This window comes from Schaalia naturae (assembly GCF_042665795.1).
Lineage (GTDB): Bacteria > Actinomycetota > Actinomycetes > Actinomycetales > Actinomycetaceae > Pauljensenia > Pauljensenia naturae.
This window is the reverse complement of record NZ_JBHTEF010000001.1, coordinates 117,900-143,325: the sequence shown is the minus strand read 5'-3', so window position 1 is coordinate 143,325 and position 25,426 is coordinate 117,900. Positions and strand designations below refer to the sequence as shown.

Here is a 25,426-nt window from a genome sequence, read left to right as displayed (position 1 = left end):
CGTCAGATGCGCCCGAGAAGGTCCTCCGCGGCGCGCGGGGAGCGGTCCGCCAGCAGGCGCGCCGCGATCGCCTTCGTGTCGTGGGCGTCGTCGCCCCACACGTTCCACATCAGCACGCCCTGGAGCACTCGGTCCGCGTCCAGATAGTAGATGACGGCCTCCGAGCTCCCCTCGGCGCCCTCCGACCGGGACTTCCAGTCGATGACGGTGTCCAGGGAGGCGTCCACGCGCCCGAGCGCCTCATAGCCGTCCTCGAACAGGTCCGAGTAGAAGAAGGGCACGTGCTCGTCCACGACCCGGCCTCCCGCCGCATTCCGCCCGGCCGCCAGCCCGCCGGTCACGGCGGCGTCCTCGTGCTCGATGCGGCGCCTCCCGAAGATGGGGTCCGGCACGGCCGCGACGTCCCCGACCGCGAAGACGTCCGGGTCCGAGGTCCGCCAGAGCCCGTCGACGACGACCCCGCCGTCGACCTCCAGGCCGGCGCGCTCCGCCAGGCCCGTATCCGGCTCCTGCCCCAAACCCACCACCACGGCATCGCCCGAGAGCACCCGGCCGCCGGCGAGCGTCACATGGACGCCCGAGCCTGTGTCCTCCACGGACTCCAGACGGGAACCGGGGACCAGCTCGATGCCGTGGTCCGCGAAGACGGCGTCGAGATGGTCGGTGATCTCAGAGGGGAACTGGCGGGCGCCCACCGCCCGGCGCGAGAACACGTAGGTGACCGTGGCCTCGGTGGCGGAGAGCACGGCGGCCAGCTCGGAGCCGATGAAGCCGGCGCCGACCACGATGATGCGGGCGCCCCGGTCCGCGAGGGCGCGCAGCGCCCGGTAGTCGCCGAGGTCATGGAAATGGATGACGCGCGGTCCCGGGGTGGCCCCGGACCGGCGAGGGCGGCCCCCGGTGGCGAGGATGAGACGCCGGTACCCGATGGTGGCGCCCGAGTCGACGGTCACGGTCCGGGCGGCGGTGTCGAGGGCGGTCACCGTCGTGGAGGGCCGGAAGTCGACCCCTGGGAGCCCAGGCCCCTCGAGCCCGATCGTGTCGACGGTGGTCGTCTCCGGCTCTCGCCACAGGGCCTTCGACAGGGCCGGACGGGTGTAGGGGGCGTCGGGTTCGGCGCCGATGAGGGCGATGGCGCCCTCGGGATCCCGGGACCGGATGCCTCTCACCGCCGCGGCGCCCGCCATCCCCGCCCCGACGATGACGTACTCGAAAGACTCGTTGCTCATGCAACTACCGTAGGCCAGCCCGCGGGCGCCGAGGCGCGTTTCCGGTCACATCGCCCGTCCCGGGGACCCGCGTCGCCGTCCCGCCTCATCTGGGACCAAGGTCGCAGACGGACGCCCTCGTCGAGGCCGGGCGCGCACCCCACGGCAGAGTGCACGTCCACCCAGCCCCGGAGTTCCCGCCTGCACGCATGTGCCGATCTACGCTGGATGCGCCAGCAATGAAGCTCGACTCATCGAGGACTGATGACACCTATCGATCTCGGTCGCCAGTCGACCGATCCCCAGACCACCCCGGCGCGCATCGCCGCGCACCGGGCCCCACGCCCCTCCCGCCGCCGCAGGCGCGCCCGGGGCAGCGCCCTGCTCCTCGCCGCGGCACTCCCCCTGGCCGGATGCGCCTCGGGGGGAGGCGAGGGATCGGACGCCACCGTCGGGGGCGGCGAGGCCAGCCTCGTCCTCCCCGACCTCTCCCAGGCCTCCATCACCGGCGGGGTCGACGGCCGCGCGCTCCTGTCGATCGGGCTGATCGTGTGCGCCCTCGGCCTGCTCTTCGGGCTGTGGACCTATATGAGGCTGCGCGATCTGCCCGTCCACCACGCCATGCGCGACATCTCGGAGCTGATCTACTCGACCTGCAAGGCGTACCTGCTGCGCCAGGGGCGGTTCCTGCTCATCCTCTGGGCGTTCATCACGGTCATCGTGTTCATCTACTACAAGCTGCTCGTCGACTTCACGTGGGGGAAGACGCTCACCGTCATCGGATTCAGCCTCCTGGGCATGGCGGGCTCCTACTCGGTGGCGTGGTTCGGCATCCGGGTCAACACCTTCGCCAACTCGCGCACGGCCTTCGCGTCGCTTCGGGGCCGGCCGATCGAGACGCACCGCATCCCCATGCGCTCGGGCATGTCGATCGGCATGGTGCTGATCTCCCTGGAACTGCTGATGATGCTGGTCATCCTCCTGTTCCTCCCCGCCGACACGGCGGGCGCCTGCTTCATCGGCTTCGCGATCGGCGAGTCCCTGGGGGCCGCCGCCCTGCGCATCGCCGGCGGGATCTTCACCAAGATCGCGGACATCGGCTCCGACCTCATGAAGATCGTCTTCAAGATCGACGAGGACGACCCCCGCAACCCCGGCGTCATCGCCGACTGCACCGGCGACAACGCCGGGGACTCCGTCGGCCCCTCGGCGGACGGCTTCGAGACCTACGGCGTGACGGGCGTGGCCCTGGTCACCTTCATCATCCTGGCGGTGCCGGACCCCGTCCTGCAGGCGACGCTGCTCGTGTGGATCTTCGTCCTCAGGTCCGTGATGATCCTCGCCTCCGCCCTCGCCTACGGCATCAACTCGAGGATCGCGACGGCTCGCTTCGCTGAGGCGAAACGGATGAACTTCGAGGCGCCGCTGTCCACGCTGGTGTGGCTGACCTCGGGGCTGTGCATCGCTTTCACGTACCTCACCAGCTGGTACGTCCTGGGCGGCGTCGCGGGGATGATCTGGCTGAAGCTCGCCACAATCATCACCTGCGGCACGCTGGCCGGCGCGCTCATCCCCGAACTCGTCAAGGTGTTCACCTCGACGAAGTCCCGCCACGTGCGTGAGACGGTGAAGAGCTCACGCCAGGGAGGCGCTTCGCTCAACATCCTCTCCGGCATCGTCGCGGGGAATTTCTCGGCCTACTGGCTGGGCATCACCATCGTGGGACTCATGGGCCTCGCGTTCCTCATCTCCACGACGATGCCCGCCGACATCATGCTCGCCCCCGCCGTCTTCGCCTTCGGCCTGGTCGCCTTCGGGTTCCTGGGCATGGGGCCCGTCACCATCGCGGTCGACTCCTACGGCCCGGTCACCGACAACGCCCAGTCCGTCTACGAGCTCTCCCGCATCGAGCACATCGACGGCATCGACTCCGAGATCGAGCGCGGCTTCGGCTTCGCCCCCCAGTGGGAGAACTCCAAGCTCATGCTGGAGGAGAACGACGGGGCCGGCAACACCTTCAAGGCGACGGCCAAGCCGGTCCTCATCGGCACCGCCGTCGTGGGGGCCACCACGATGATCTTCTCCATCATCATCGGTCTGACGGAGGGCCTGACGACGAACACCGAGATGCTCTCGATCATGCACGCCCCGTTCCTCCTGGGACTCATCACCGGCGGCGCCGTCATCTACTGGTTCTCCGGCGCGTCCATCCAAGCGGTCACCACGGGCGCCTACCGGGCGGTGGAGTTCATCAAGGAGACGATCCACCTGGACGCCTCCACGGAGCGCGCTAGCGCGAAGGACTCGCGCAAGGTCGTCGACATCTGCACGCAGTACGCCCAGCAGGGGATGATCCAGATCTTCCTGGCGGTGTTCTTCGGGACGCTCGCCTTCGCCTTCGTCGAGCCGTACTTCTTCATCGGCTACCTCATCTCGATCGCCCTGTTCGGCCTGTACCAGGCCATCTACATGGCGAACGCCGGCGGCGCCTGGGACAACGCCAAGAAGATCGTGGAGACGGACCTGCACGCCAAGGGCACCGCCCTCCACGACGCCACGATCGTCGGAGACACGGTCGGCGACCCTTACAAGGACACGGCCTCGGTCGCGCTCAACCCCATCATCAAGTTCACGACGCTCTTCGGGCTGCTGGCCGTGGAGCTGGCCGTCAGCCTGTCCGCCCAGGGCCTGGGCGTCCTGGTGAACGTCCTCGCCGTCGTGTTCTTCCTGGTGTCGGCCTTCTTCGTGTACCGGTCGTTCTACGGGATGCGGATCAAGGCCGGTATGACCGACGAGCCGGACGACGAAGGGGCGCCGGCGCCCCAGGCCGTGAAGTGAAAGGAGCGACATGATGAGAATCGCCATCAAACGCGGCGCCACCCTGGTCGACGATGAGGGCCACATCGCCGGGCACGACTCCGGCGCCACCCTGGTCCGCCGTCTGCTGCGCATCTTCCCCGAGGCCTCGCTGATCGGACCGGGAGCCCGCCGTTGCGACGGGTTCGACCAGGTCCCCCTGGAGTTCATCGACCCGGAGCAGACCGTCATCATTAACATGGACGTCCTCGACTCCCTGGGAGTGTGGAACACCGTGTTCCATTCCTCTGGCGGGGTTCCCCCGAGGATCATGAACTTCGTGTGGTGGTCCACGGCCTCCCTCAGCGAAGACGTGCAGACCGCCTCCTTCGCGCTGTCATGCGCCCTGTTCCCGACCTTCGCGAACTCGGAGCGCACCGCCACCGAGACCCGCGAGTTGGTCGCGAGGTGGACCGTCCCGAAGCTCGCCGAGCAGGCACGGCTGGCATGGGTCAACCTCGGCTTCCGGCTCGACCACGTCCAGCCGCGACAGGAGCCCGAGATCCCCGTGGTCCTCTACCCGGCGATCTACCTCTCCGAGCGCAAGCAGCCCCAGGTCTTCATGGACGTCGTCGACCAGGTCCGCCGGCGCACGCCCATCGAGGTCGAGATGCGCCTGCACGAATCGCACCTGGTCAGCGAGCTGGCCATGTCGATCTCGCGGCGCAACTGGGTGTGGGTCGGTCCGCTGACGGCGTCGCGCACCTCGTACTGGGCGGCGCTAGCGCACACGACGGCCTTCCTCGCCACCGCCACCGAGGAGTCCTACGGGCTGTCCTACGTCGAGGCCATGGGGGCCGGGGCGATCGGGATCCTCCCCGACCGGCAGTGGGCGCGGGCGTTGGTGCCAGAGCGCTACCCGTTCCTCTACTCGACGCCCTCCCAGGCCGCCGACATGCTGGAACGCGCCGTCACCGAGACCGAGGACTGCCGCGAGGAGCTGGACGGACTGGTCGGCGGGAGCTTCCGCCGGTGGATCCAGGACCATCACAGCGACGACGCCTTCGATCGCGAGATCGTCGAGAGGGTCCGCGACTGGTTCGGAGAGTGAGCACGCCTGCCGGGCGGCCCGGACTCCGGACCGCACGGCAGGCCGGTACTCTGGCGGCGGGGTTCGCGCGGGATCGCGGCGCCGGGCGCGGGGTTGACGGCCGGATCCGGCCTTCGGAGCCCCTCAGATCGCGTTGAACCCCGCCACCGGCGTCGTCAGGCGTCGCCACCCCCGCCTTCAGCGCGCTCGCCCCTGCCGACGGCTCGTCCACAGGCTCGCCCCCGATACTTGATACTTCATGCCGATTCGTGTCGACTGGTGTCATGAACGAGCTGGAACGCGCGCGAGCCCACATCGTGGTGTCGACGCATGCGACTTCCCACCGGTGTGCCGCTCGCCGCGACGCCGGGGAGATCGTCCGCGTCCACCGAAACGTGTACGTCCACTCCTCCTACCTGGCCGATGCCGCCGACCGGTGGGATGCCGCCCGGCGTGCCACCGCCGCGCGGACCTGTGCCGTCGCGATGGCGCTCGGCCCCGGGGCCGTGGTCGTCGGCCAGGCCGCCGCCGCGGCCCACGGCATCGAGGCGGCCTCCGACCTCGTGGATGTGCATGTCTGCGTTCGGTCCCCTTCTCATCGCAGTCGGGAGGAGCTTCCGGCGCTCCCGTTCCCCGGTGGGCGGATCCGCGGCGGCGTGGTGCCGCCTGTCCGATTGGTCCGGCACGAGACGGCGCTGGAGGATTCGTGGACCGCCTGGGTGGCACCCGGAGTCCGGGCGAGCGACCTCCCGACGACGGGAGCGATGTGCGCGCAACTGCTGGCTCCTCGCGACGGGACGGTCGCGGTGTCCGGGATCCTGCAGGCGATGAGCGGCTTCACCCGGTTCGCGGACCGCGTCGGCGCAAGCCGCATCCGAGAGGGACAGGCGCGGCAACAGATCGCCGACCGTCTCGATCGGATCACCGCGCGACGCGGAAGGAGGAGGGCCCGCGCCGTCATCTCCGCCGCCGATGGGGCGTGCGAATCGGTTCCCGAACGGGTGCTCCTGTGGATTCTCAAAGCCGCCGGATTCGCCGGCGTTCTGACCCAGGTCCATCATCGGGTGGGAGGCCGCGACTACTACGTCGACTTCGAGATCCCTCCCTATCGCGTCGTCGTCGAATCCGATTCCGACGGCAAGCACCAGAAGCACGGTGAGACCGCCGCGGACGTCCACGGGTCCTATGACAAGCAGATGCGTCGCCAGAAGGCGCTGGAGTCGATCGGCCTGGCGTTCGTCCGGTTCAAGCCCAACGAGTACAACGACCCTTCCCTCGTCATCGAGGAGATCGCCCGCCGGTGCGGGCTGCGCACGCCGCCGAGGGCAGTCCCGTCTCTTCTTCGCTGAAGGCGGGGTTCGCGCGGGATCGCGGCGCCGGGCGCGGGGTTGACGGCCGGATCCGGCCCTCGGAGCCCCTCAGATCGCGTTGGACCCCGCCACCGGCGCCGCCCTACGCCCTGAAGCCTCAGGCCAGCCCCAGGTCGGCCAGGCGCAGGGCGCTGAGGTAGGGGTACCCGGCGGCCTCGATCGCCTCCCGCGCGCCGGTCGCCCGATCGACGATGACGGCGACGGCCAGGACCCGGGCGCCCGCCTCGGTGAGCGCCGCCGCCGCCTCCAACGGGGATCCCCCCGTCGTGGAGGTGTCCTCCAGGACGACGACCCGTCTGCCTGCGACGTCGGGCCCCTCGATCCGGCGGCGCATGCCGTGGTCCTTCGCCGCCTTGCGCACGACGAAGGCGTCCACGTCCAGCCCGCGCGACGCGGCGGCGTGCAGGATCGCGGTGGCCACCGGGTCGGCGCCCATCGTCAGGCCGCCCACCGCGTCGTAGTCGCCGGGCGCGAAGCCGGACTCCTCCAGGAGGTCCAGCATGACGTGGCCGATCAGCGGTGCCGCCTCATGGTGGAGGGTCGCCCGCCGCATGTCGACGTAGAAGTCGGACTCCCGTCCGGACGCCAGCGTGACGTGCTGGCGGATGACGGCCAGGTCCCGCACCAGTTCGGCCAGGCGCGCCCTCTGCGAATCGTTGGTCATGGACGCCAGCCTATCGGGATCGGCCCCTCCCGCCTGCGGGCGTCGGCATCGTGGCGCGGCCATCGACGAGGTCGTGGCCGGTGCGGGCTGCGGCACGCACCGCCTCACATGTGCGGCAGGCGCCGGACCGCGCCGCGCACGGCCCATCTGGGCGCCAGCCGGGCGGCGCGGCCCGCCGCCTTGTACAGCGGTGTCGGGGTGACCAGGACCCGGCCTCGGCGCACGGCGTCGAGGGCGGAGCCGACGACCTGCTCGGCCGAGCACCACGCCCACCCGGGAGTGCCGGACACGTCGACGCCCGCCGCGTCGTGGAAGCCGGTGCGCGTCAGCCCCGGGCACACCGCGGTCGCCGTGACGTCGCTTCCCGCCAGCTCCACCGAGAGCCCCTCCGTGAACGCCCGGACCCACGCCTTGTGCGCCGAGTACGTGCCCATGCCGGTGTCCGCCGCGACCGAGGCCACGTTGAGGATCGCGCCGTGCCCGCGGCTCCCCCGCGCCAGCATCGCCCGGCCGGCCCTGTGGCTGAGGACCATGACGGCGCGCACCATGACGTCCAGGGCTGCCTGCTCGCGCCCCAGGGAGTCCTCCAGGAACGGCCGCCCCAACCCGAACCCGGCGTTGTTGACCAGCAGGCCGACCGGCGCGAGCCCCGTTCCGTCGCCCCGTTGCGCGTCCAGGCGGACGGCCACCCGCTCGACGTCTTCGGGCCGGGCGAGATCGGCGGGGACGACCTCCGCGCGGACGCCGGCGACCCAGCGCAGCCGCTCGGCCATCCGGTCCAGGGCATCCCGGTGTCGCGCGACGAGGACGAGATCGTGGCGCGCGGCGGCGAGCTGCCAGCAGAACTCCTCGCCGAGCCCCGAGGTCGCGCCCGTCACCAGTGCTGTGCCCATGGGAGGATCCTAGACGCGCCCGCCTCAGGGGAGCACCGGCCCGCCGCGCAGGCGCCGCGCCTCCGTCATCATCCTCAGCAGGTCGTCGCGCCCGCCGGGCTCCTCCTGTCCACCCCACCACAGGAGCACCTCGAGGAGGGTGGCGATGACGAGCCGCGCAGCCACATGGACGGCGAGGTCCGAGGGGCCATCGCCGCTGGGATCTCCTGGAGCACCCCGCCCGGAGGAAGCGGCTCCGCCGCGAGCACCGGCCGGGAGAATCCGGGCGACGGCCCCGGTCCACGTCGCGGATCGCGCATACAGCGCCGACCGGAGGGACGGTGTGCGGGCGACCAACCTGACACTGGACCGCAGCCGGCCGAAGGCCTCGTCGTCGACATGGCGGACATGGGCCTCGAGCAGGTCGAGCGCCAACGTGACAAGGTCCCCTCCCGGCGGCGGCGCCACCGAGGCGACCAGGTCCTCCACGGTGAGGAGATCGGGCGGGCCGACCACCACATCCTCCTTGCTGGAGAAGTGCCGGAAGAACGTCACGCGGGATACGCCCGCCGCGCGGACGATCTGATCGACTCCGACGTCGGAGAAGCCATGGGCCTCGAACAACTCGAAAGCCGCAGAGCGGATGCGCCGGCGGGTCTCTCGGCGTTTGCGCCGCTGCCACTGCTCGCGGGCCGTCACGGCCCGAGGGGTGAGCCCGCGTCCGTCGAACCGCCGGTCGCCGTCACCCGAGTCGTCCCCGTGGTCCTCGCCACGCGCAAGGGCGTTCACGTCGTTCATGCCTGGGGCTCCTCCGAGATCTGTCCCCGCGAGCAGCCCCGCCCGAGGGCGAGGCCGGCCACACCGACGATCATGCTCACCGCGACTCCCATCAGCAAGGCCCACACCAAGGCGTCAGCATAAGCGGTTCCCGCCGCCGCGCGGATCGCGTCGGCCAGGACGGGGGGTTGCCGGTCGGCGGCGTCGAAGGCCTGGGCCACAGTGGTTCCCAGATCGCCCTCGACGGCGCTCCCCGGCAGAAGCCGCGGCAGCCGTCGCAGATAGACGAGGCCCGAGACGCCTCCGATCATGGTCACCCCGAGCACGGACCCGAAGGTCCGCAGGACGTTGAGCAGGGCTGACCCGCGTCCGCGGGAGGCCGAGGGGATGTGGTCCATTCCCAGCGCCATCGCAGTGGACTGCCCGATGCCGGCTCCTGATCCCACGACGAACTCCCCGATGAGGACTCCCGCCAGGAGGTTGTCTCCGATCCCCCAGGCCATGGCCCCGAGCCCGGCACCCAGAGCGACGACGCTCGACAGGCAGGTCCGGATCGCACCGTGGCGCCGGACGACATGTTCCGTGGCGCTTCCTGCGAGGATCGCTCCCAGGAGGAGGGGAAGCAGAAAGGCGCTGCCGACCATCGCGCTGTGTCCGAGCACCGTCTGGAGGTAGCTGGGAAGCACGAAGATCAACCCGTAGAGGACGACGTTGAGCAGTCCGAGGACCAGGGCGGCCAACGCGAAGCGACGATCTGCGAACAAGCCGAATCCGACGACGGGGTCGCCCGACTGGAGGTCGAGGACGACGATGACCGCGAGCAGGACTGTGCCTGCGAGCACCAGGATCCCGGCAGGAACGACCGCGGGTTCCTCCCCCATCCGGATCAGGCCGGCCGTGAGAACGGTGACCGCGAGCGCCATCGCGACCCCTCCCCCACACGCGTGATCCTGCCTGCCCGGACACCGCTCCTGCGGGCTCGGCGGACGAGGCGGGGACAGCGCGCACGATACATGCCAGCGCTATCCCCATGGCGAGCAGGTCGAACACGAAGATGGTCCGCCATCCCCACAGCGTCACCAGGCCTCCGCCGACGAGCGGTCCGAGCGGAGTGGCGAGGACTGTGACCAGCGTCCACACGGTCATGGCCCGCTGCCGGTACTGGGGGACGAAGAGGGACGGGATCATCGCCATCGACATCGGGGTGAAGACGCTGGCTCCGCACCCCATGAGGGCGCGCCCGACCATGAGGACTCCCACGCCCGGGGCGATCGCACCGGTCACGCATCCGACCAGGAAGAGCGACGCCCCGGACAGGAGGACACGCCGGTGACCGAACCGGTCGCCCAAGAATCCCCCGGGGACCAGGGCTGCCGCGAACACCAGGTTGTAGACCGCGATCAACCACTGCTGTTCCCCGGTCGAGGCGTCGAGGTCCACGGATAGCACCGGAAGGGCGACATTGAGTGCCGACGTGTTGAGGAAGAGGACGGCAACAGCCCCCGACAACGCGGCCAGGGCCTTCCAGTCAGCCGTCGGGGGGCACGAGCCAGTTCCCTCATTTTTCATATGAAACATAGTATCATATGAATCCCCCCCCCCCCCCCCGGCTCCTGCAGGTGACGACCGAGCATTCGAGAGCAGGCGGGCCGATCCCCGCCATCGTGATCACCGCATCACGGCGTCGCGCTGAACCGCCGTGAGCGGGCGGTCGGCGTAGACGAGGCGCACCGCATGCGGATCCGGGTTCCCCGAGTCGGGGCCGCGGTGCTGGAGCGTCAGGCCCAGCTTCTCCGCCACGCGGGCCGACGCCCGGTTGTGCTCAAGCAGATAGGCGACGACGGGCAGCGCGGAGTCGGTCCGGTGGGCTTCGTCGACGGCCCGGCGCCCGACCAGCGTCGCGATGCCCCGCCCGTGCGCCTCGAATGCGATCCGGTAGCCAAGGTTCCAGAAGGCGCCCCGCCTGGCCGAGCATCCCACGTGGCCGAGGAGCTCCTGGCTGGAGGCCGCGCGCACGATCCAGTAGGACAGCCCGTCCCGCGCCCAGGCGTCGATCCACCCGCGCACCATCTCTCGGGTCTGCCGGATGTCCCTGTGCCGCCCGGACGGAAGATGGGTCCACACCCGCGGATCGCCGTAGATCGCGTGGAGCGCCGGCACGTCGCCGAGCGTCGGCACGTCCAGCTGCAGGTCCTCGAGGCGCATCGGCAGTCCCTTCACACTTCCCGGCATCCGCTCTCCGATGAGCACGGTACAGGGCCGGCATGGACGCGGCGGGCCCGCCCGCCCGGCTCACCCGTCCTCCCCGCCCCCGGGCGCGTCCGCTCCCCGCTTGGTCCCTAAGCTGGGGGCATGAGGATCGCCACCTGGAACGTCAATTCCATCCGCACCCGCGTCGACCGGGTGATCGCGTTCCTGGAGCGTTCAGACACCGATGTGCTGGCGATGCAGGAGATCAAGTGCCGCCCCGACCAGTTCCCCCGCGCCGCCTTCGAGGAGGCCGGCTACGAGGTCGCCGTCCACGGGCTCAACCAGTGGAACGGGGTGGCCGTGGCCTCCCGGATGCCCATCACGGACGTCCGGGACCGCTTCGCCGCCCAGCCGACCTGGGGCGAGCCGCCCGTGGTCGAGGCCCGCGCCCTCGGCGTCACCGTCCAGCGCCCCGGCGAGGCGTCCTCGACGATCTGGAGCCTGTACGTGCCCAACGGACGCGAACTCGACCACCCCCACTACCGGTATAAGCTCGCCTGGCTCCGGGCTCTGCACGCGGACGCCCGCACGTGGCTGGCCGCGGACCCCGGAGCGCGGATCGCGCTGGTCGGGGACTGGAACGTGGCCCCGACCGACCAGGACGTGTGGGACATGGGGTTCTTCGAGGGGAAGACCCATGTCTCCGGACCCGAGCGCGCCGCCTTCGCCGCCTTCGCCGACGACGGATGGGTCGAGGTCACCCGGCCCCTCGTCACGAACTACACCTACTGGGACTACCAGCAACTGCGCTTCCCCCGCAATGAGGGGATGCGCATCGACTTCGTCTACGCCTCGCCGGCCTTGGCGGCGGCCGTGACCGGCGCGGCGATCGACCGCGACGAGCGCAAGGGGAAGGGCGCCTCCGACCACGTGCCCGTCCTCGTCGACGCGGATTGAGACTCGCCGCGGGCCCCGGCGGGGTCGCCCGTCAGTCCGAGGCGATGAGGCCGAGGACCTCCTGGTTGAGCCGCGACCAGTGCTCCCTGTGCCAGGGTCCGAAGGGCTCGACGCCCAGGAACGCCGCGGCGGCGTCCAGCCGGCGATCCACCCACAGGAAAGACCCGGACTGGCCGAAGTGCCCGAAGACCCATGGCGAGGCGTCGGGCGCCGTCCAGTGGGGATGCTTGTGCCCGCGGATCTCCACGCCCAGGCCCCACGGGTTGGGCGTCTGGCGCCCGTATCCGGGCACGACGCCGACCAGATCGGGGAAGACCGGCTTCGTCGCCTCCTCGTCCAGCGCCGGGGAGACCAGCACGGGATGGAGCAGCTCTCCGGCGAGCGCCATCAGGTCCTCCACTGAGGCCCGGCCCGACCAGGCGGGCGAGCCCGGCACATCCGCGGTGGCCATCCCCAGAGGCTCCAGGACCGTCTGCTCGATCCACCGGTCGAGTGCGGTGGCGGTGGCGGCCTCGACGGCGCGGCCCATCACCTCGATGCCCCGGTTCGAGTAGATGCGGCGCGCCCCGGGAGCGGCCAGCACCACGTCGGAGTCCTGGGACAGGCCCGAGGAGTGGCTCATCAGATGGCGCAGCGTCGCCCCAGGCGGCCCCATCGGGTCGTCGAGGCCCAGGTATCCCTGGTCGACGGCGACCAGCGTCGCGCGCGCGGCCAGCACCTTCGTCACCGACGCCAGGTCCAGGACGCGGGCCGTGTCGCCCTCGACGTGGAGGACCCGGCCGCGGTGGAGGACGGCCAGGGAATGCTCGAAGGGGACGGGGAACAGATCCGTGGACGGGCTCGCTTGCTCCATGGCTCCGATCATGCCAGCCTGCGAGAGCGGCCGGGAGCCGCCGGGAGGCTCACGCGTCCGCCATCCCCGTGTACATCCGCATCGAACGGGCGAAGATGTCCCCCAGATCCTCCGGGACGCTGGCCGCCGCCAGCAGAACCGTCTCCGGCGTGAGGGCCAGCAGCCGCGCACTGGTCGCCAGGAACGTCGAGATCGGGTAGCGGCCGGCGTCCGTGTCGGCCAGATAGCGCGTGTGAACGGCGAGGCCGTACCAGGTGCGGATCAGGCAGTCCGCGAGGGCGTCGGCCCGGAGGTCGCTGCGGCACCGGCCGTGGTCTGCCAGGACTCCCAGCTGTTCGACGAGGAAGGCCCGCAGAGCGCGGAAGCGGGAGACGTAGTGGGCGTGGGCGGGATGGGAGGGACACGCCGATTCCACGGCCAGCGCGGAGTCCACCGACATCATCAGCGTGGCCGCCTCCGGGTTCTTGGCCAGCCGCATCAACTGGAGTGACAGCGCCCCCAGGTCCCCCGGGATCACGCCGCGCTCGACGAGGCCGGCGCCGCCCTCGTCGATCTCCACCCCCACGAGTCCCATCTGCTGCTCGAAACGGTGGATGACCGCCAGCAGCAGGGCTTCCTTGGAGGGGAAGTGGTAGATGACGGCGGGGTGGGAGATCCCAACCTCCCGGCCGACGTCGCGCAGGGAGAAGCCGTGGTAGCCGGACTCGGCGATCAACCGCATCGCGGCGTCGAGGATGGACTCCCTGGTGGCCTGCCCAGCGGAGTAGGAGCCGCGAGTGCGGTGCTCAGCCGGCATGGCTCCCCTTCCCCGAACTGCGATGACGTCTGGCCATTGTCGCACGGCCGGGAGGGCGCGGGGGCGGCACCTCGGTCCCAGGACGTCGCGCGCCCCAGCCGCCCGGGACGGCGTCGGGCCCCGGGGCGGGGCCCCGGAGCCCGGGGCCTCACCAGTTCACGGAGACGTCCGCCGGCTCGACCACGGGTTCGCCGCGCACGACGGTGAGCGACGTGAGGTCGTCGGAGACGTCGACGCGCACCGTGTCGCCGTCCTGGGCCTCCCCGGCCAGCAGCAGGCGGGCCAAGCGGTCACCGATCTCGCGCTGGACGGTGCGCTTGAGGGGGCGGGCGCCGTAGGCCGGGTCGTACCCCACCCGCGTCAGCCACCCCTTGGCGGGCTCGGAGACGTCGAGCGTGATGCGGCGCTCCCTCAGCCGTCTCGCCATGAGGTCGACCTGGAGGTCGACGATCTGGGACAGGTCCTCCTGGGAGAGCGGGTCGAAGATCAGCACCTCATCCAGGCGGTTGAGGAACTCCGGCTTGAACGCGGCGTGCACCGTGTCCATGACCGCCTGCCGCTTCTGGTCGCGGTCCAGCCCGGGATCCACCAGGAACTGCGAGCCCAGGTTGGAGGTGAGGATGAGGATCGTGTTGCGGAAGTCGACCGTGCGGCCCTGGCCGTCGGTCAGGCGGCCGTCGTCGAGGACCTGCAGGAGGATGTTGAAAATCTCCGGGTCGGCCTTCTCCACCTCGTCGAGCAGGATGACGGAGTACGGACGGCGGCGCACCGCCTCGGTGAGCTGGCCGCCTTCCTCGTAGCCGACGTATCCCGGGGGCGCGCCCACCAGGCGGGACACGGAGTGCTTCTCCGAGTACTCGCTCATGTCGATGCGGACCATGGCGTGCTCGTCGTCGAAGAGGAAGTCCGCCAGGGACTTCGCGAGCTCCGTCTTGCCGACGCCCGTGGGCCCGAGGAACAGGAACGATCCCGTGGGGCGGTTGGGGTCCGAGATCCCCGCGCGCGACCGGCGCACGGCGTCGGCCACCGCGTGCACCGCGGACTTCTGCCCGATCAGGCGGCGCCCGATGACCTCCTCCATGTCCAGGAGCTTCTCAGTCTCGCCCTGGAGCAGCCGCCCCGTGGGGATGCCGGTCCACGCCTGGACGACCTCGGCGATCTCGGCGGGACCGACCTTCTCCGCGATCATCGGCTCGGGGGCGTCGCCGCCCGCGGTCTGCGCGTCCGCCTGGGCCTCGGCCTCGGCGATCTGGCGCTCGACGGTCGGGATCTCGCCGTTCTGCAGGCGTCCGGCCTCCTCCCACCGGTTCTCGCGGATGGCCAGGTCCAGCTGGGTGCGCAGCTCGTCCAGCCGGACCCGCAGGTCGCCGACGCGGTTGTGCCCGGCCTTCTCCGCCTCCCAGCGGGCGGTGAGGGCGTTGAGCCTCTCCTGCTTGTCGGCCAGGTCGCCGCGCAGCTTCGCCAGCCGGTCCTGGGTCGCCTCGTCGGTGGCATCGGGATCGGACTCCGTGAGGTAGGACTCCTCCATGCGCAGGCGGTCGACCTGGCGGCGCAGCTCATCGATCTCGACGGGGCTGGAGTCGAGTTCCATGCGCAGGCGCGAGGCGGCCTCGTCGATCAGGTCGATCGCCTTGTCGGGCAGCTGGCGTCCGGTGATGTAGCGGTCGGAGAGCTGGGCGGCCGCCACCAGCGCGCCGTCGGAGATCGTCACCTTGTGGTGGGCCTCGTACTTCGGCGCGATGCCGCGCAGGATCGCGACGGTGTCCTCCACCGAGGGCTCGCCGACGAAGACCTGCTGGAAACGGCGCTCCAGGGCGGGGTCCTTCTCGATGTGCTCGCGATACTCGTCCAGGGTGGTGGCGCCGACCAGACGCAGCTCACCGCGCGCGAGCATCGGCTTGAGCATGTTGCCGGCGTCGGTGGACCCCTCGGCCGAGCCCGCGCCGACGACGGTGTGGAGTTCGTCGATGAAGGTGATGATCTGGCCGTCGGAGTTCTTGATCTCCTCGAGGACCGCCTTCATGCGCTCCTCGAAGTCGCCGCGGTACTTCGCGCCGGCCACCATCGAGGTGAGGTCCAGAGCGATGAGCCGCTTGTCGCGCAGGGAGTCGGGGACGTCGCCGGCGACGATGCGCTGGGCGAGGCCCTCCACGACCGCCGTCTTGCCCACGCCCGGCTCTCCGATGAGGACCGGGTTGTTCTTCGTGCGCCGGGACAGGACCTGGATGACGCGGCGGATCTCCGTATCGCGGCCGATGACGGGATCGAGCCTGCCCTCGCGCGCGGATTCGGTGAGGTCGCGCCCGTACTTCTTGAGCGCCTCGAAGGAGCCCTCCGGGTCCTTGGTCGTCACGGGGTCGGGGCGCAGTTCCTTGAGGCGCGCCTCCAGGGCGTCGGGGGTCGCTCCCGCCTGGGTGAGGATGCGGCCCGCCTCGTCGCCCGAGGCCCCGCCCGCCGCGATGGCGATGAGCAGGTGCTCGGTGGAGACATAGGAGTCGCCTCCCTGCGCGGCCCGCTTCTGCGCGTCGGTGATGACGCTCATGAGCCCGCGCGATGTCTGGGGCTGGGCCACCGCCGCCCCCGAGCTGGCCGGCAGGGCGACCAGCGCGTTGCGCACGCGCGAGCCCACCGCCTGACGGTCGGCGCCGACGGCTGCGAGCAGCGACACCGCGATGCCCTCCTGTTGGCCCAGCAGAGCCTCAAGCAGGTGGAGGGGCAGCACCTGCGGGTTTCCGGCTGCCGCCGCCGACTGGACAGCGGAGCCGATGGCTTCCTGGGCCTTCGTCGTGAATTCCTCGTTCACGTCTTCCTCCTGATGCCTCGCGGATGCGCGGCGATGAGATGTTCCGAGGTCCGCTCGGCATGTCGGCCGGTCGGACACCTACGGTTCTCAACGCGCTCAATCTTGAGTCTATTCCACTCAACTTCGTTCTGCTCGCCCTCGCGCCCCCGGAATCCGCCCGCGCCGGATCCCGGCGCGGCTCGGCCGGCCGGCGCCCGGCGGCCGCATACCTCACAATCAGCGCCGCTGTGCCGATGACGCTGGTGTAGTGCCATTTGCGCGTGTGGCAAGGAGGACACCGTAACGATGGATCGTTCAGCACAGCCAGGATGGCGACAACGGGTCGCCAGCATGTCGGTGGGCGTCCGTTTCATGGGAGCCCTGGCGATCGGAGGGCTGGCGGGGTTCGTGGCGGTCGGCGTGGGACTGGTCGGCATGGGGGACATCAGCGCCTACGCGCAGTCCATCTACTCCGACGCCCTGGTTCCCAACCAGACGCTCGCCGAGGTGAGGGCCGAGGTGGTGGCCACCCAACGGGACCTGGCGAACCTGGCGCTCGCACCCGACGACGCCGCATACGCCGATCTGGAGGCCGGCCTCGAGGAGGATGACTCGTCCCTCGACGCGCTGGTCGCCGACTACGGCGCGCTCCCGCTCACGGAGGACCAGGGCGTCGCTCTGCGCAAGTTCAACGCCTGGTGGGAGTCGTATCGCGCGGTCCGCGACCGCTTTCTCACCCCGCTGGCCCGGTCGGGGGACTCCGCCGCCTTCCAGGAGCTCTACCTCGGGACGATGTCGACACTGGCGGCGAACGCCCAGAACGAGCTCGACACGCTGGAAGATCTCTCGGCGACCGTCGCCGAGCAGAGCGCGCAGCAGGTGGGCGACGTGTACCAGCGGGCACGGCTGTCGATGGCGGCCTGCCTCGTGGTGGGCAGCGTCATCGCGCTGGACGTCGTCAGGCGCGTCGTGCGCGGCATCATGCGGTCCCTCCGCCGGATCGAGGAGGCGGTGCGGCACGTCGCCGACGGCGACCTCACGACCGCGGTCCATCTCGACTCGACCGACGAGATCGGCCGCATGGGCATCGCCCTGAACCGAGCGACCGAGTCGATGCGGCAGATGGTCCACGGCATCTCCGAACGCGCCACCGCCCTGGCCGCGGCCAGCGAGGAGCTCACCGCGACGAGCCGCTCCATCGCCTCCGCCACATGGGAGGTCTCGAAACGCGCGGAGGACGTCAGTTCGGCGGCCGGGGGGATCTCAGCGCACGTCGCCACGGCCGCCGCCGGAACAGAGCAGCTCGGCGCCTCGATCCAGGAGATCTCGGCCAGCGCGGCGCGAGCGGCCGACGTCGCCGGCCGAGCCGTCGGGCTGGCAGAGTCCGCCCACGCGACGATGGACGCGCTGGGCCGCTCCTCCACGGAGGTCAACGAGGTCGTCGACACCATCACGACGATCGCCAAGCAGACCAACCTGCTGGCGCTCAACGCGACGATCGAGGCCGCGCGCGCCGGCGAGGCCGGGAAGGGCTTCGCCGTCGTCGCCGGCGAGGTGAAGGACCTCGCCAACAGCACATCGGAGGCGACGGATGACATCGCCCGGAGGATCGGGGCGATGCAGAACCAGGTGCAGCAGGCGGTCGAGGCGATCGAGACCATCAGCGCCGTGATCGGGGAGATCTCCGACCACCAGACCACGATCGCCGCAGCGGTGGAGGAGCAGTCGGCGACGACGGGCGAGCTCGGCCGGACCTTCTCCGAGGCCGCCTCCGGCGCCTCCGGCATCGCCTCCACGATCGGCGAGGTCGCCCGGTCCGCCACGTCGACGGGCCAGGGGGCCGCCGATTCGGAGAAGGCGGTCGTCGAACTCGCGGACATGGCGGCCGCGATGTCGGCCGACGTCGCACGGTTCAGGATCTGAGGATGACGATGAGAGCACGAGCACGCATGTCAACGACGACGGCCTTCCCTCCCGGCCGGTTGCGCCGGCGCGGCGCCGCACTCGCCGTCCTGGCCGCCTGCGCCGGCCTTGCCCTCGGCGCCTGCTCCGCCGGTCAGAGCCGGTCCGGCGCGCCCGGCCAGTCGGGCGGGGGCTCCCAGTCGGGCGGCCCCGCGGTGCATGTCGCGTTCATCGCCGAGCAGACCTCTGTGCGCTGGGTGGCCTCGGACGTGCCGAACTTCGAGGTCGCCGTCATCGACGACTGTCCAGACTGCACCGTGGAGACGGCGGTCGCCAGCTCGCAGGACGAGCAGAACCAGTTGGCGGCCCAGTCGATCTCGAACGGCGCCGATGTGCTGGTGGTGGCCTCCATCGATTCCGCGGGAGCCGCCGACATCGTGCGCCAGGCCTCCGACGCCGGCGTGCCCGTCATCGCCTACGACTCGCTCATCACAGGTGCGGCGGTCGACGCGTTCGTCACCTTCGACTCGGGAATGGTCGGGCAGATCGGGGCGCAGGCGATCCTCGACTCCGACCCGCCCTCCGACGGGGTCGTGGTCGTCCTGGGGGGCGACGAGGGCAGCGCGAACGCCGCGTGGGTGGACGAGGGCGCCTCCTCCGTCCTCGACGGGAAGATCGAGGTCGCCTACCACGCGTACGTCCCGGGCTGGTCCTCCGACGAGGCCCGCACGCTGATGAAGGACGCGCTGGAGAAGATCGGGGACAGGCCGCTCGCGGGCGTGCTGGCCGCGAACGACGGGATCGCCTCTGGAGCGGCGCAGGCTCTCCGCGAGTCCGGGCGGGCTGCTCCCCTACCGCCGATCTCCGGGCAGGACGCGGAGGTCTCGGCCCTGCGGCGCATGTTGTCGGGCGAACAGGCGGTCACCGCCTACAAGCCGATGAAGGACCTGGCCCAGGCCGCCGCCGGTGTCGCGCTGCAGCTGGCCCGCGGGCAGCAGCCCTCCGCGGCCACGACGACGATGGACAACGGGGCGGGGCAGGTGCCCACCGTCCTCCTGGAGCCGACGGCGGTCACGGCGGACGACATCGCCTCGACCGTGCTGGCCGACGGCTTCACCACGGTCGACGCCCTGTGCGCCGGATCGGCCAGCGCCCTGTGCGAGGAGGCGGGGCTGCGCTGACGATGACTTCCCAGCCGCTGGTCCGCGCCCTCTATCGAGCCAGAACCGGGCGCCGGGCTGTCGACAGAAGTTCAACAGACATTCGGAGCCGTGGGAGCCTGCGAGCAACCCCAAACAGATCACGGTTAAGTGTCGAAATCAGACAGGCTCTTGTTGGATAATCGAAAGCAGCGATGTAAGAAAGAAACCATTGGACAGAGCTGTCTACGATAGGTTTTATCCTCAGCATCTCCGAAAGGTGAACAAATACGCGTCGAAGCAACCACGTCCTCTGGTTGCCCCTCATCTGTGCAGGTGCCCTGACCTGTTCGTCTGCCCTGAGTTCGTTCATCGGGTTAGTGACCACATTTCGACCTGTCACAGTGCGTCTGCGCAGGTCAGGTGGAGTACGAGGGGGTTCTCTTCGCACTCACCGACGACGGCCGCGCTACGACTGAGCTACGCGCCCGCGTCGAATTTGGCTTGCCTCGGACTTGAGCTGCATCGATACGGCTCGTGAGACGCCGTCCGTCGCGCTACCCGGTCTTCACTCAGGCCCGCCACCAGTGTCGCGCGGTCAATTCTTAGTGACCAGACCGCCGAGCAATCGTCGATATAGCCGCAGTTCAACGACCCTTACGCCCCCGTGCGTTACCCAACAGTGAACAAACTCAGGTCTGGGAAGAACCACAAGGTTAGGACAAAAGTCCCTCGACATTCAAGCAGACGTAGGCCGATCATTGAATTGATCTTGTCTTGAATCTATGTGGCACAACGGCGACCCTCCGAGAGGAGAGCTCGAGATCGAAGGCCCGCGAAACAATGCTATTGACCGATAGCCCAGTTCAATATGCCAGAGCGCATTATCGCCTTCTCCATCTTTGCCAAGAACTTCCCGAGACCCCAACGGGATCTCCGGGTCCTTCGGAGCCAATTCGTGCACCTCCGAACAATTTTATCCAAACGACTATTCTTCGCCAAGATCGACACGAAAGGACACACTCCCATGAGGGAAACCATCATCGCCGACAAGCTCGAAGAGGACTTCAGTCGGCTGACAAAGGACCTGCTGACTACCGCTTGCTTCGGAGTCGGCTGCCAGGGCATGGGCCGCGACTGACCACATACCGACAAACTACACGTTCATGGGGGGTGAAGCTCAATATTCTTCACTCCCCATGAACTGTTTCTGGTCGACTTCCATAGTTAGCAGACAAGCCAGATGATTGCAAATGACCCCGCATCAATTCTCCAGCTCCGCCGTCGCTTCTCTATACTCAACAATTCGAAAACGAGCTGAAGCCAGACACGACCAAATATACCATGGAGACGCCGCCGTCAGAGAGCTCGTCCTCAACATCTCAGTAAGGATGCAACCTCAGATGTCATTACTGCTTCGCCAACGACGGCACATATCACCATGATGAAACCCGATGGATGACGGAGGAAACCGTCCAAGAAACGCTCAGATACGCGATCGATCGCTTTCCTCACCTCGTCCGAGTCAAGCTATTCGGCGGCGAACCGCTGATGAACGTTCGCGCGATCCGATCCGTTGTCGAAACGCTTGAAGCAAAACGGAACGAAGATATCGACAGAAGAATCCGTGTCGGCTGCGTCACGAACATGACGATTTTCAGCCGCGAATTTATTGATCTCGCGAGACGCTGTGATATGGACGTCACTATGTCCGTCGACGGCCCTCGCCAGATCCATGACAAGAACCGATTCTTCTCAAATGGTCGCGGTAGCTACGACCGCGTTGTCCAAACGTGGCATCGATATCAAGACGAGGGACTCCGGATTGCCGCGATTGCCTGCACCTACACACCCGACCACATGGCTGCCGGGCTGTCGCTCGCCAATCTCTATCATTTCCTTCAGGAGAGATTCGAGAACCGATATGTTCGGTTGACCGTAGTCAACGGCTGGTTCAAAGAGGGAGACCCAGAGGAAGAACGCTTCGCCGACTACATCCGCGACTCGACGTTCGATCTCTTCTACGAAGCGGGAATCTCGAGGACCGACGCATACGATCCGCTGGTCCGCAACATCTTAGGCGCGCTTTTCTCCCCACACTTTTCGATGGGATGGTGTGGACTGGGAAGGACAACTCTCACGATCTCCGCCGACGGGTCGGTTCTTCCATGCTATACACTGATCGGCTGCGGGACGGAGTGGGAGATGAACAGCAGACTTCCCAAGCCAGGGATGCCAGTCACCCTCTCCACGAAAGCAGCGCATCTTCTCGATCTTGCCGATCCCGAGAAGGCGCCGGAGTGCATTCGATGCGTGATCCGAGATTCCTGTCGAGGTTGTCCAGGAGGAATATTCCGCGCGTTCCACCGGTTTACAGGAGCCAGCCCGGAAGCATGCGCCTACAAGATCGGAGCTGTCGACGGGTTCCTTCAAGGAAGTCTCGACGCCTCCCGATCCGAGACTCTCGATCCCGAAAAACCGGTTTTCCATTCAGTTGCCGGTAGCGCCCGATGAACCCTTCGTCTCAGGAGACGGGAAATACAGCGGGCGCGGATTCCCCGGATGGATCAGAGTCATACAGGCGTTCCGATCTGTGGCACCGGGCGGACTACAGATGGTGGTTCGCCGGCGACTCCTCCGTGGACTTCGGAGACGGCATCCGAGCCTTTGCATTGCCGTTGATCGCGTTCGCCCTCACCGGCCGAACGGCCGCATCGGGGGCACTCGCCACCGCGATGTCGGCGACCAGTCTCGTCACCTCGCTCATCGGAGGCTCTGTCATCGACGCCATCGACCGGAGGGCCGGAATCCACCTCCGCTGCGCGACGGGGATTCTGATCTGGACCTGTGCCGTCGTTCTCTTGGCGACTGGCAACATGGGCTTCGCCGCACTCGTCTGCATCGGTGTGCTTTCCTCCCTCACGACGGGCCTGTTCGGATATGCTTCCGACGCCGCTCTGAAGTCACTGGTCCCCACGCAGGCCTATCCGCAGGCGTCGTCGAACAACGAGGGCAGGAGCGCCGCCGTCTCCCTGATGTCGGGCCCCCTGTCGGGGGCGCTGTATTCCATCGCCACCTGGATCCCCTGTGCCGTTCCGGTCGCGGCCTTCGCTGTCGGGTCTCTGTCCGCCTCCCGTATCAAGGCCGATCTTCGGCCGGACGCCTTCTCCGATACGGTCGCCTCCACTCGGAGGGGTCCCGCCGAGTTCGTCAGGACGGTGGCAGACGGCCTGGTCGAGGGCATCCGCTGGATGATCGCCCGGAAGCGGCTGCTGTCGATCCAGTTGTGCTTCTGCGTGTTCAATCTGGGGTTCTCCTCGGCCTTCTACGCCGTCAACTACCACCTCATCTCCGCTGGCGAGCAGCCGTGGCGCATCGGACTCATCAGCACGGCGACGGCGGTCGCGACGCTTATCGGAGCCATCGTCGGTCCGACGCTCATCAACAGGATCCCCACAGGGATCCTGGACATCGCGCTGTTGGCATGGATCGCCGCCTGCGTGGCGCCCTTGGCGCTCACGCAGTCGCTCGTCTCTGCCCTTGTCTGCTTGGGGCTCGCCTTTGTCGCCAACCCGATCCTCAACTCCGGGATCTTCTCCTACGCGCTCTCCCAGGTTCCCACTGACCATCAGGCGCGCGTGACAACCGTCATGAACTTCGTCAGCTCTGCCATGACCATGATCAGTCCCGTCCTCGTCGGTCTCGCCCTGGAGAGGTGGACGGCGGGACCCATCATCGCCGTGGCGGTGTGCGCGATGCTCATCGCCCTCGTGATCGCCCTCGCGAACCCACTTTTGCGTGAGATCCCCACCCCTGAGCAATGGGACCAGTGCGCTCTGTAGAATCGGGCGGGTACCGGCCGTCCATCCGGCCGCACGAACAAGGAGCACAGACCACGACCACGACATCCACGGACTCCAGCGCGCCCTCCTGGCTCGAGGACATCACCGGGGACCGGGCACTGGCCTGGGCCCGCGAGCGCAATGCCGAGACGGAGCAACGGTTGGGCGGCTCGCGCCTCGATGGACTCGAGCGATCGATCCGCGCCGCCCTGGACTCCCCCGACCGCATCCCGATGGTGAGCGTGCGAGGGGAGTGGGCCTACAACGTCTGGACGGACGCCGACCACCCGCGCGGCCTGTGGCGCCGCCAACTCCTCGACTCCTACCTCGACGGCGGCGAGGACTGGGAGGTCCTGCTGGACGTGGATGCCCTGGCCGACGGCGAGGGCGTCTCCTGGGTCTGGCACGGCGCGCGCCTGCTGGACCCCGACAACGACCGCGCGCTCATCCACCTCTCCGAGCGCGGCTCCGACACGGACACGACCCGCGAGTTCGATCTGGTGTCCCGTTCCTGGGTCGAGGGCGGCTTCTCCCGCCCCGCCGCCAAGGGCTCGATGTCGTGGATCGACCGCGACCACGTGTGGGTGTGCACGGACCTCGGCCCCGGAACGGTGTCCTCATCCGGGTATCCCCTCCAGGCCCGCGTCCTCACCCGGGGCGGGCGGATCGAGGACGCCCGCGTGGTCCTCGAGGGCGCGCCGTCCGACATGACGGTCGGGGCCGGGCACGACGCGACGCCCGGCTTCGAACGCTCGTGGATCGAGGTCGCCCACGACTTCTCCCACTTCACCACCTATCTCCTTCCCGACCGGCCCGGCGGGTCCGGTGCGGCGACGGACACGGAGGCGGTCCGTCCCGCGCCTCGGCGCATCGAGGCTCCCGCCGACGCCGAGGTCACGGGATGGCGCGAGTGGCTGCTCATCCTCCTCCACGGCGACTGGGAGCTGGGCGGGCGGATCTGGCCGGCCGGGTCCCTCCTCGCCTTCGATCTGGAGGACCATCTCGCCGGAGACCGCCGAGCCCACCCCCTCTTCGTCCCGGACGGGCACGCCTTCCTCCAGGGGTTCACGGCGACCCGCCACCACGTGGTGATGACCGTGATGGTCGACGTCGTCTCGCAGGTCCGGGTCGCCACGCCGCCGTCCGCGCGCCCGGCCGGGGGCCGATGGGAGGAGGGGGATTGGACCGCGTCCGTCCCGGACCTCGCCGGCGCGTCCGTGCCGCCGCTGTGCACGATCTCGGTGGGAGCGGTGGCGCCTCGCGAGGACGACCGCCTGTGGCTGACGGTGTCGGGCTTCACCACGCCGACGACCCTGTTCCTCCTGGACCTCGACCCCGGCACGGGGGCGGTCGCCTCCACCCGGCGCGTCCGCCAGGCCCCGGCCCTGTTCGACGCCGCCGGCGTGGAGGTCTCCCAGCATTTCGCCACCAGCGCCGACGGCACCCGCGTGCCGTACTTCCAGGCCGGGCGCCCGGGCGGCGACCCCGGCGCTCCGACTCTGCTGTACGGATACGGAGGCTTCGAGGTCTCGTGCCTACCCGGCTACTCTCCCGTGGTCGGGCTCAGTCTGCTGGAGCACGGCGGCACCTACGTGGTCGCCAACATCCGCGGCGGCGGGGAGTACGGCCCCGCCTGGCACCGCGCGGCGCTCACCCGCAATCGTCCACGCGCCTACGAGGACTTCGAGGCCGTGGCCCGCGACCTCATCGCGCGCGGCGTCACCACGCCGTCCCGCCTGGGCATCCAGGGCGGCTCGAACGGCGGCCTGCTGACCGGGAACATGCTCGTGCGAACACCGGACCTGTTCGGCGCGGTCGTCATCCAGGCGCCCCTGCTCGATATGCGGCGCTACCACACCTGGCTGGCCGGCGCGTCATGGATGGCCGAGTACGGGGATCCCGACGACCCGGGGCAGTGGGAGTTCATCCGCGCCTTCAGCCCCCTCCATCTCTTCGACCCGGCGCGCGCCTACCCGCCGGTGCTGCTCACGACGTCCACGCGCGACGACCGCGTCCATCCCGCCCACGCGCGCACCATGGCGTGGAGGATGCGCGAGGCCGGCTGCGACATCCTGTTCTTCGAGAACATCGAGGGCGGACACTCCGGGGCGGCCGACAACGCCCAGCGTGCCCACGTGCAGGCACTGGTGTGGGAGTTCCTCTGGCAGCAGCTCGGGGCGTGAGAGGG

The 25,426-nt window shown here is 69.2% G+C and carries 17 protein-coding genes and 2 pseudogenes; 9 read left to right on the top strand and 10 right to left on the bottom strand.

Features of this window, described 5'->3' with window-relative positions; translation table 11 throughout:
• Window positions 1-2: 2 nt before the first annotated feature.
• A complete protein-coding gene (locus ACFQWG_RS00685) occupies window positions 3-1,229 on the bottom strand; it encodes an NAD(P)/FAD-dependent oxidoreductase (protein ID WP_380971221.1) in 1,227 nt (408 codons plus the stop codon).
• Between the two features lie 243 nt (window positions 1,230-1,472).
• Here ACFQWG_RS00685 and ACFQWG_RS00680 point away from each other — a divergent pair, with 243 nt between their 5' ends.
• The 3 genes from ACFQWG_RS00680 (at window position 1,473) to ACFQWG_RS00670 (ending at window position 6,443) form a co-directional block, all read left to right on the top strand.
• On the top strand, window positions 1,473-4,046 hold the full coding sequence (locus tag ACFQWG_RS00680) for a sodium-translocating pyrophosphatase (RefSeq protein WP_380971219.1): 2,574 nt from the start codon (window positions 1,473-1,475) through the stop codon (window positions 4,044-4,046).
• A gap of 13 nt (window positions 4,047-4,059) precedes the next feature.
• A complete protein-coding gene (locus ACFQWG_RS00675) occupies window positions 4,060-5,115 on the top strand; it encodes a glycosyltransferase family 1 protein (RefSeq protein ID WP_380976143.1) in 1,056 nt (351 codons plus the stop codon).
• Window positions 5,116-5,378: 263 nt separating this feature from the next.
• A complete protein-coding gene (locus ACFQWG_RS00670; RefSeq protein WP_380971217.1) occupies window positions 5,379-6,443 on the top strand; it encodes a DUF559 domain-containing protein in 1,065 nt (354 codons plus the stop codon).
• Between the two features lie 118 nt (window positions 6,444-6,561).
• Here ACFQWG_RS00670 and pyrE read toward each other — a convergent pair whose 3' ends face one another.
• The 6 genes and pseudogenes from pyrE to ACFQWG_RS00640 all read right to left on the bottom strand — a co-directional run bounded on the left by pyrE (window position 6,562) and on the right by ACFQWG_RS00640 (window position 11,009).
• Complete coding sequence (gene pyrE, locus ACFQWG_RS00665) at window positions 6,562-7,128, bottom strand: orotate phosphoribosyltransferase (protein WP_380971216.1); 567 nt, start codon at window positions 7,126-7,128, stop codon at window positions 6,562-6,564.
• Window positions 7,129-7,232: 104 nt separating this feature from the next.
• The gene (locus tag ACFQWG_RS00660) at window positions 7,233-8,021 is read right to left on the bottom strand and encodes an SDR family NAD(P)-dependent oxidoreductase (RefSeq protein ID WP_380971214.1); all 789 of its coding nucleotides are present in this window, start codon (window positions 8,019-8,021) and stop codon (window positions 7,233-7,235) included.
• A gap of 24 nt (window positions 8,022-8,045) precedes the next feature.
• Complete coding sequence (locus ACFQWG_RS00655) at window positions 8,046-8,798, bottom strand: TetR/AcrR family transcriptional regulator (RefSeq protein ID WP_380971212.1); 753 nt, start codon at window positions 8,796-8,798, stop codon at window positions 8,046-8,048.
• Window positions 8,795-9,700 (bottom strand): MFS transporter, encoded by a 906-nt coding sequence (locus tag ACFQWG_RS00650; RefSeq protein ID WP_380971210.1) that lies wholly within the window; start codon window positions 9,698-9,700, stop codon window positions 8,795-8,797. The genes ACFQWG_RS00655 and ACFQWG_RS00650 overlap by 4 nt, the downstream gene beginning before the upstream one ends.
• A 130-nt stretch (window positions 9,701-9,830) precedes the next feature.
• Window positions 9,831-10,346, bottom strand: a pseudogene (locus tag ACFQWG_RS00645) (MFS transporter); the annotation flags it as partial.
• Between the two features lie 99 nt (window positions 10,347-10,445).
• Window positions 10,446-11,009: a GNAT family N-acetyltransferase gene (locus ACFQWG_RS00640; protein ID WP_380971208.1), complete on the bottom strand. Its 564-nt coding sequence runs from the start codon at window positions 11,007-11,009 to the stop codon at window positions 10,446-10,448.
• 120 nt (window positions 11,010-11,129) lie between these two features.
• On the opposite strand from ACFQWG_RS00640, the gene ACFQWG_RS00635 reads away from it, so the two are divergent.
• Complete coding sequence (locus ACFQWG_RS00635) at window positions 11,130-11,924, top strand: exodeoxyribonuclease III (RefSeq protein ID WP_380971206.1); 795 nt, start codon at window positions 11,130-11,132, stop codon at window positions 11,922-11,924.
• A gap of 31 nt (window positions 11,925-11,955) precedes the next feature.
• On the opposite strand, the gene ACFQWG_RS00630 is transcribed toward ACFQWG_RS00635, so the two are convergent.
• The 3 genes from ACFQWG_RS00630 to clpB form a co-directional block, all read right to left on the bottom strand.
• Window positions 11,956-12,777, bottom strand: coding sequence for a serine hydrolase domain-containing protein (locus tag ACFQWG_RS00630; protein WP_380971204.1), 822 nt, complete (start codon window positions 12,775-12,777; stop codon window positions 11,956-11,958).
• Window positions 12,778-12,826: 49 nt separating this feature from the next.
• On the bottom strand, window positions 12,827-13,573 hold the full coding sequence (locus ACFQWG_RS00625) for a TetR/AcrR family transcriptional regulator (RefSeq protein ID WP_380971202.1): 747 nt from the start codon (window positions 13,571-13,573) through the stop codon (window positions 12,827-12,829).
• Window positions 13,574-13,721: 148 nt separating this feature from the next.
• On the bottom strand, window positions 13,722-16,376 hold the full coding sequence (gene clpB / locus ACFQWG_RS00620) for an ATP-dependent chaperone ClpB (protein ID WP_380971200.1): 2,655 nt from the start codon (window positions 16,374-16,376) through the stop codon (window positions 13,722-13,724).
• A 285-nt stretch (window positions 16,377-16,661) separates the two neighbouring features.
• Between clpB and ACFQWG_RS00615 the strand changes: the two genes are divergently transcribed.
• From ACFQWG_RS00615 to ACFQWG_RS00595, 5 genes and pseudogenes are all read left to right on the top strand, one after another.
• Window positions 16,662-18,278: a methyl-accepting chemotaxis protein gene (locus ACFQWG_RS00615; RefSeq protein WP_380971198.1), complete on the top strand. Its 1,617-nt coding sequence runs from the start codon at window positions 16,662-16,664 to the stop codon at window positions 18,276-18,278.
• A gap of 8 nt (window positions 18,279-18,286) precedes the next feature.
• The gene (locus ACFQWG_RS00610) at window positions 18,287-19,438 is read left to right on the top strand and encodes a sugar ABC transporter substrate-binding protein (protein WP_380971196.1); all 1,152 of its coding nucleotides are present in this window, start codon (window positions 18,287-18,289) and stop codon (window positions 19,436-19,438) included.
• Between the two features lie 1,359 nt (window positions 19,439-20,797).
• Window positions 20,798-21,910: pseudogene (locus tag ACFQWG_RS00605) on the top strand (radical SAM protein); the annotation flags it as partial.
• Window positions 21,907-23,238, top strand: a complete 1,332-nt coding sequence (locus ACFQWG_RS00600; RefSeq protein WP_380971194.1) for an MFS transporter — start codon at window positions 21,907-21,909, stop codon at window positions 23,236-23,238. The pseudogene ACFQWG_RS00605 and the gene ACFQWG_RS00600, both read left to right, overlap by 4 nt.
• Complete coding sequence (locus ACFQWG_RS00595) at window positions 23,226-25,421, top strand: prolyl oligopeptidase family serine peptidase (protein ID WP_380971192.1); 2,196 nt, start codon at window positions 23,226-23,228, stop codon at window positions 25,419-25,421. The genes ACFQWG_RS00600 and ACFQWG_RS00595 overlap by 13 nt, the downstream gene beginning before the upstream one ends.
• The last annotated feature ends 5 nt before the right edge of the window (window positions 25,422-25,426 follow it).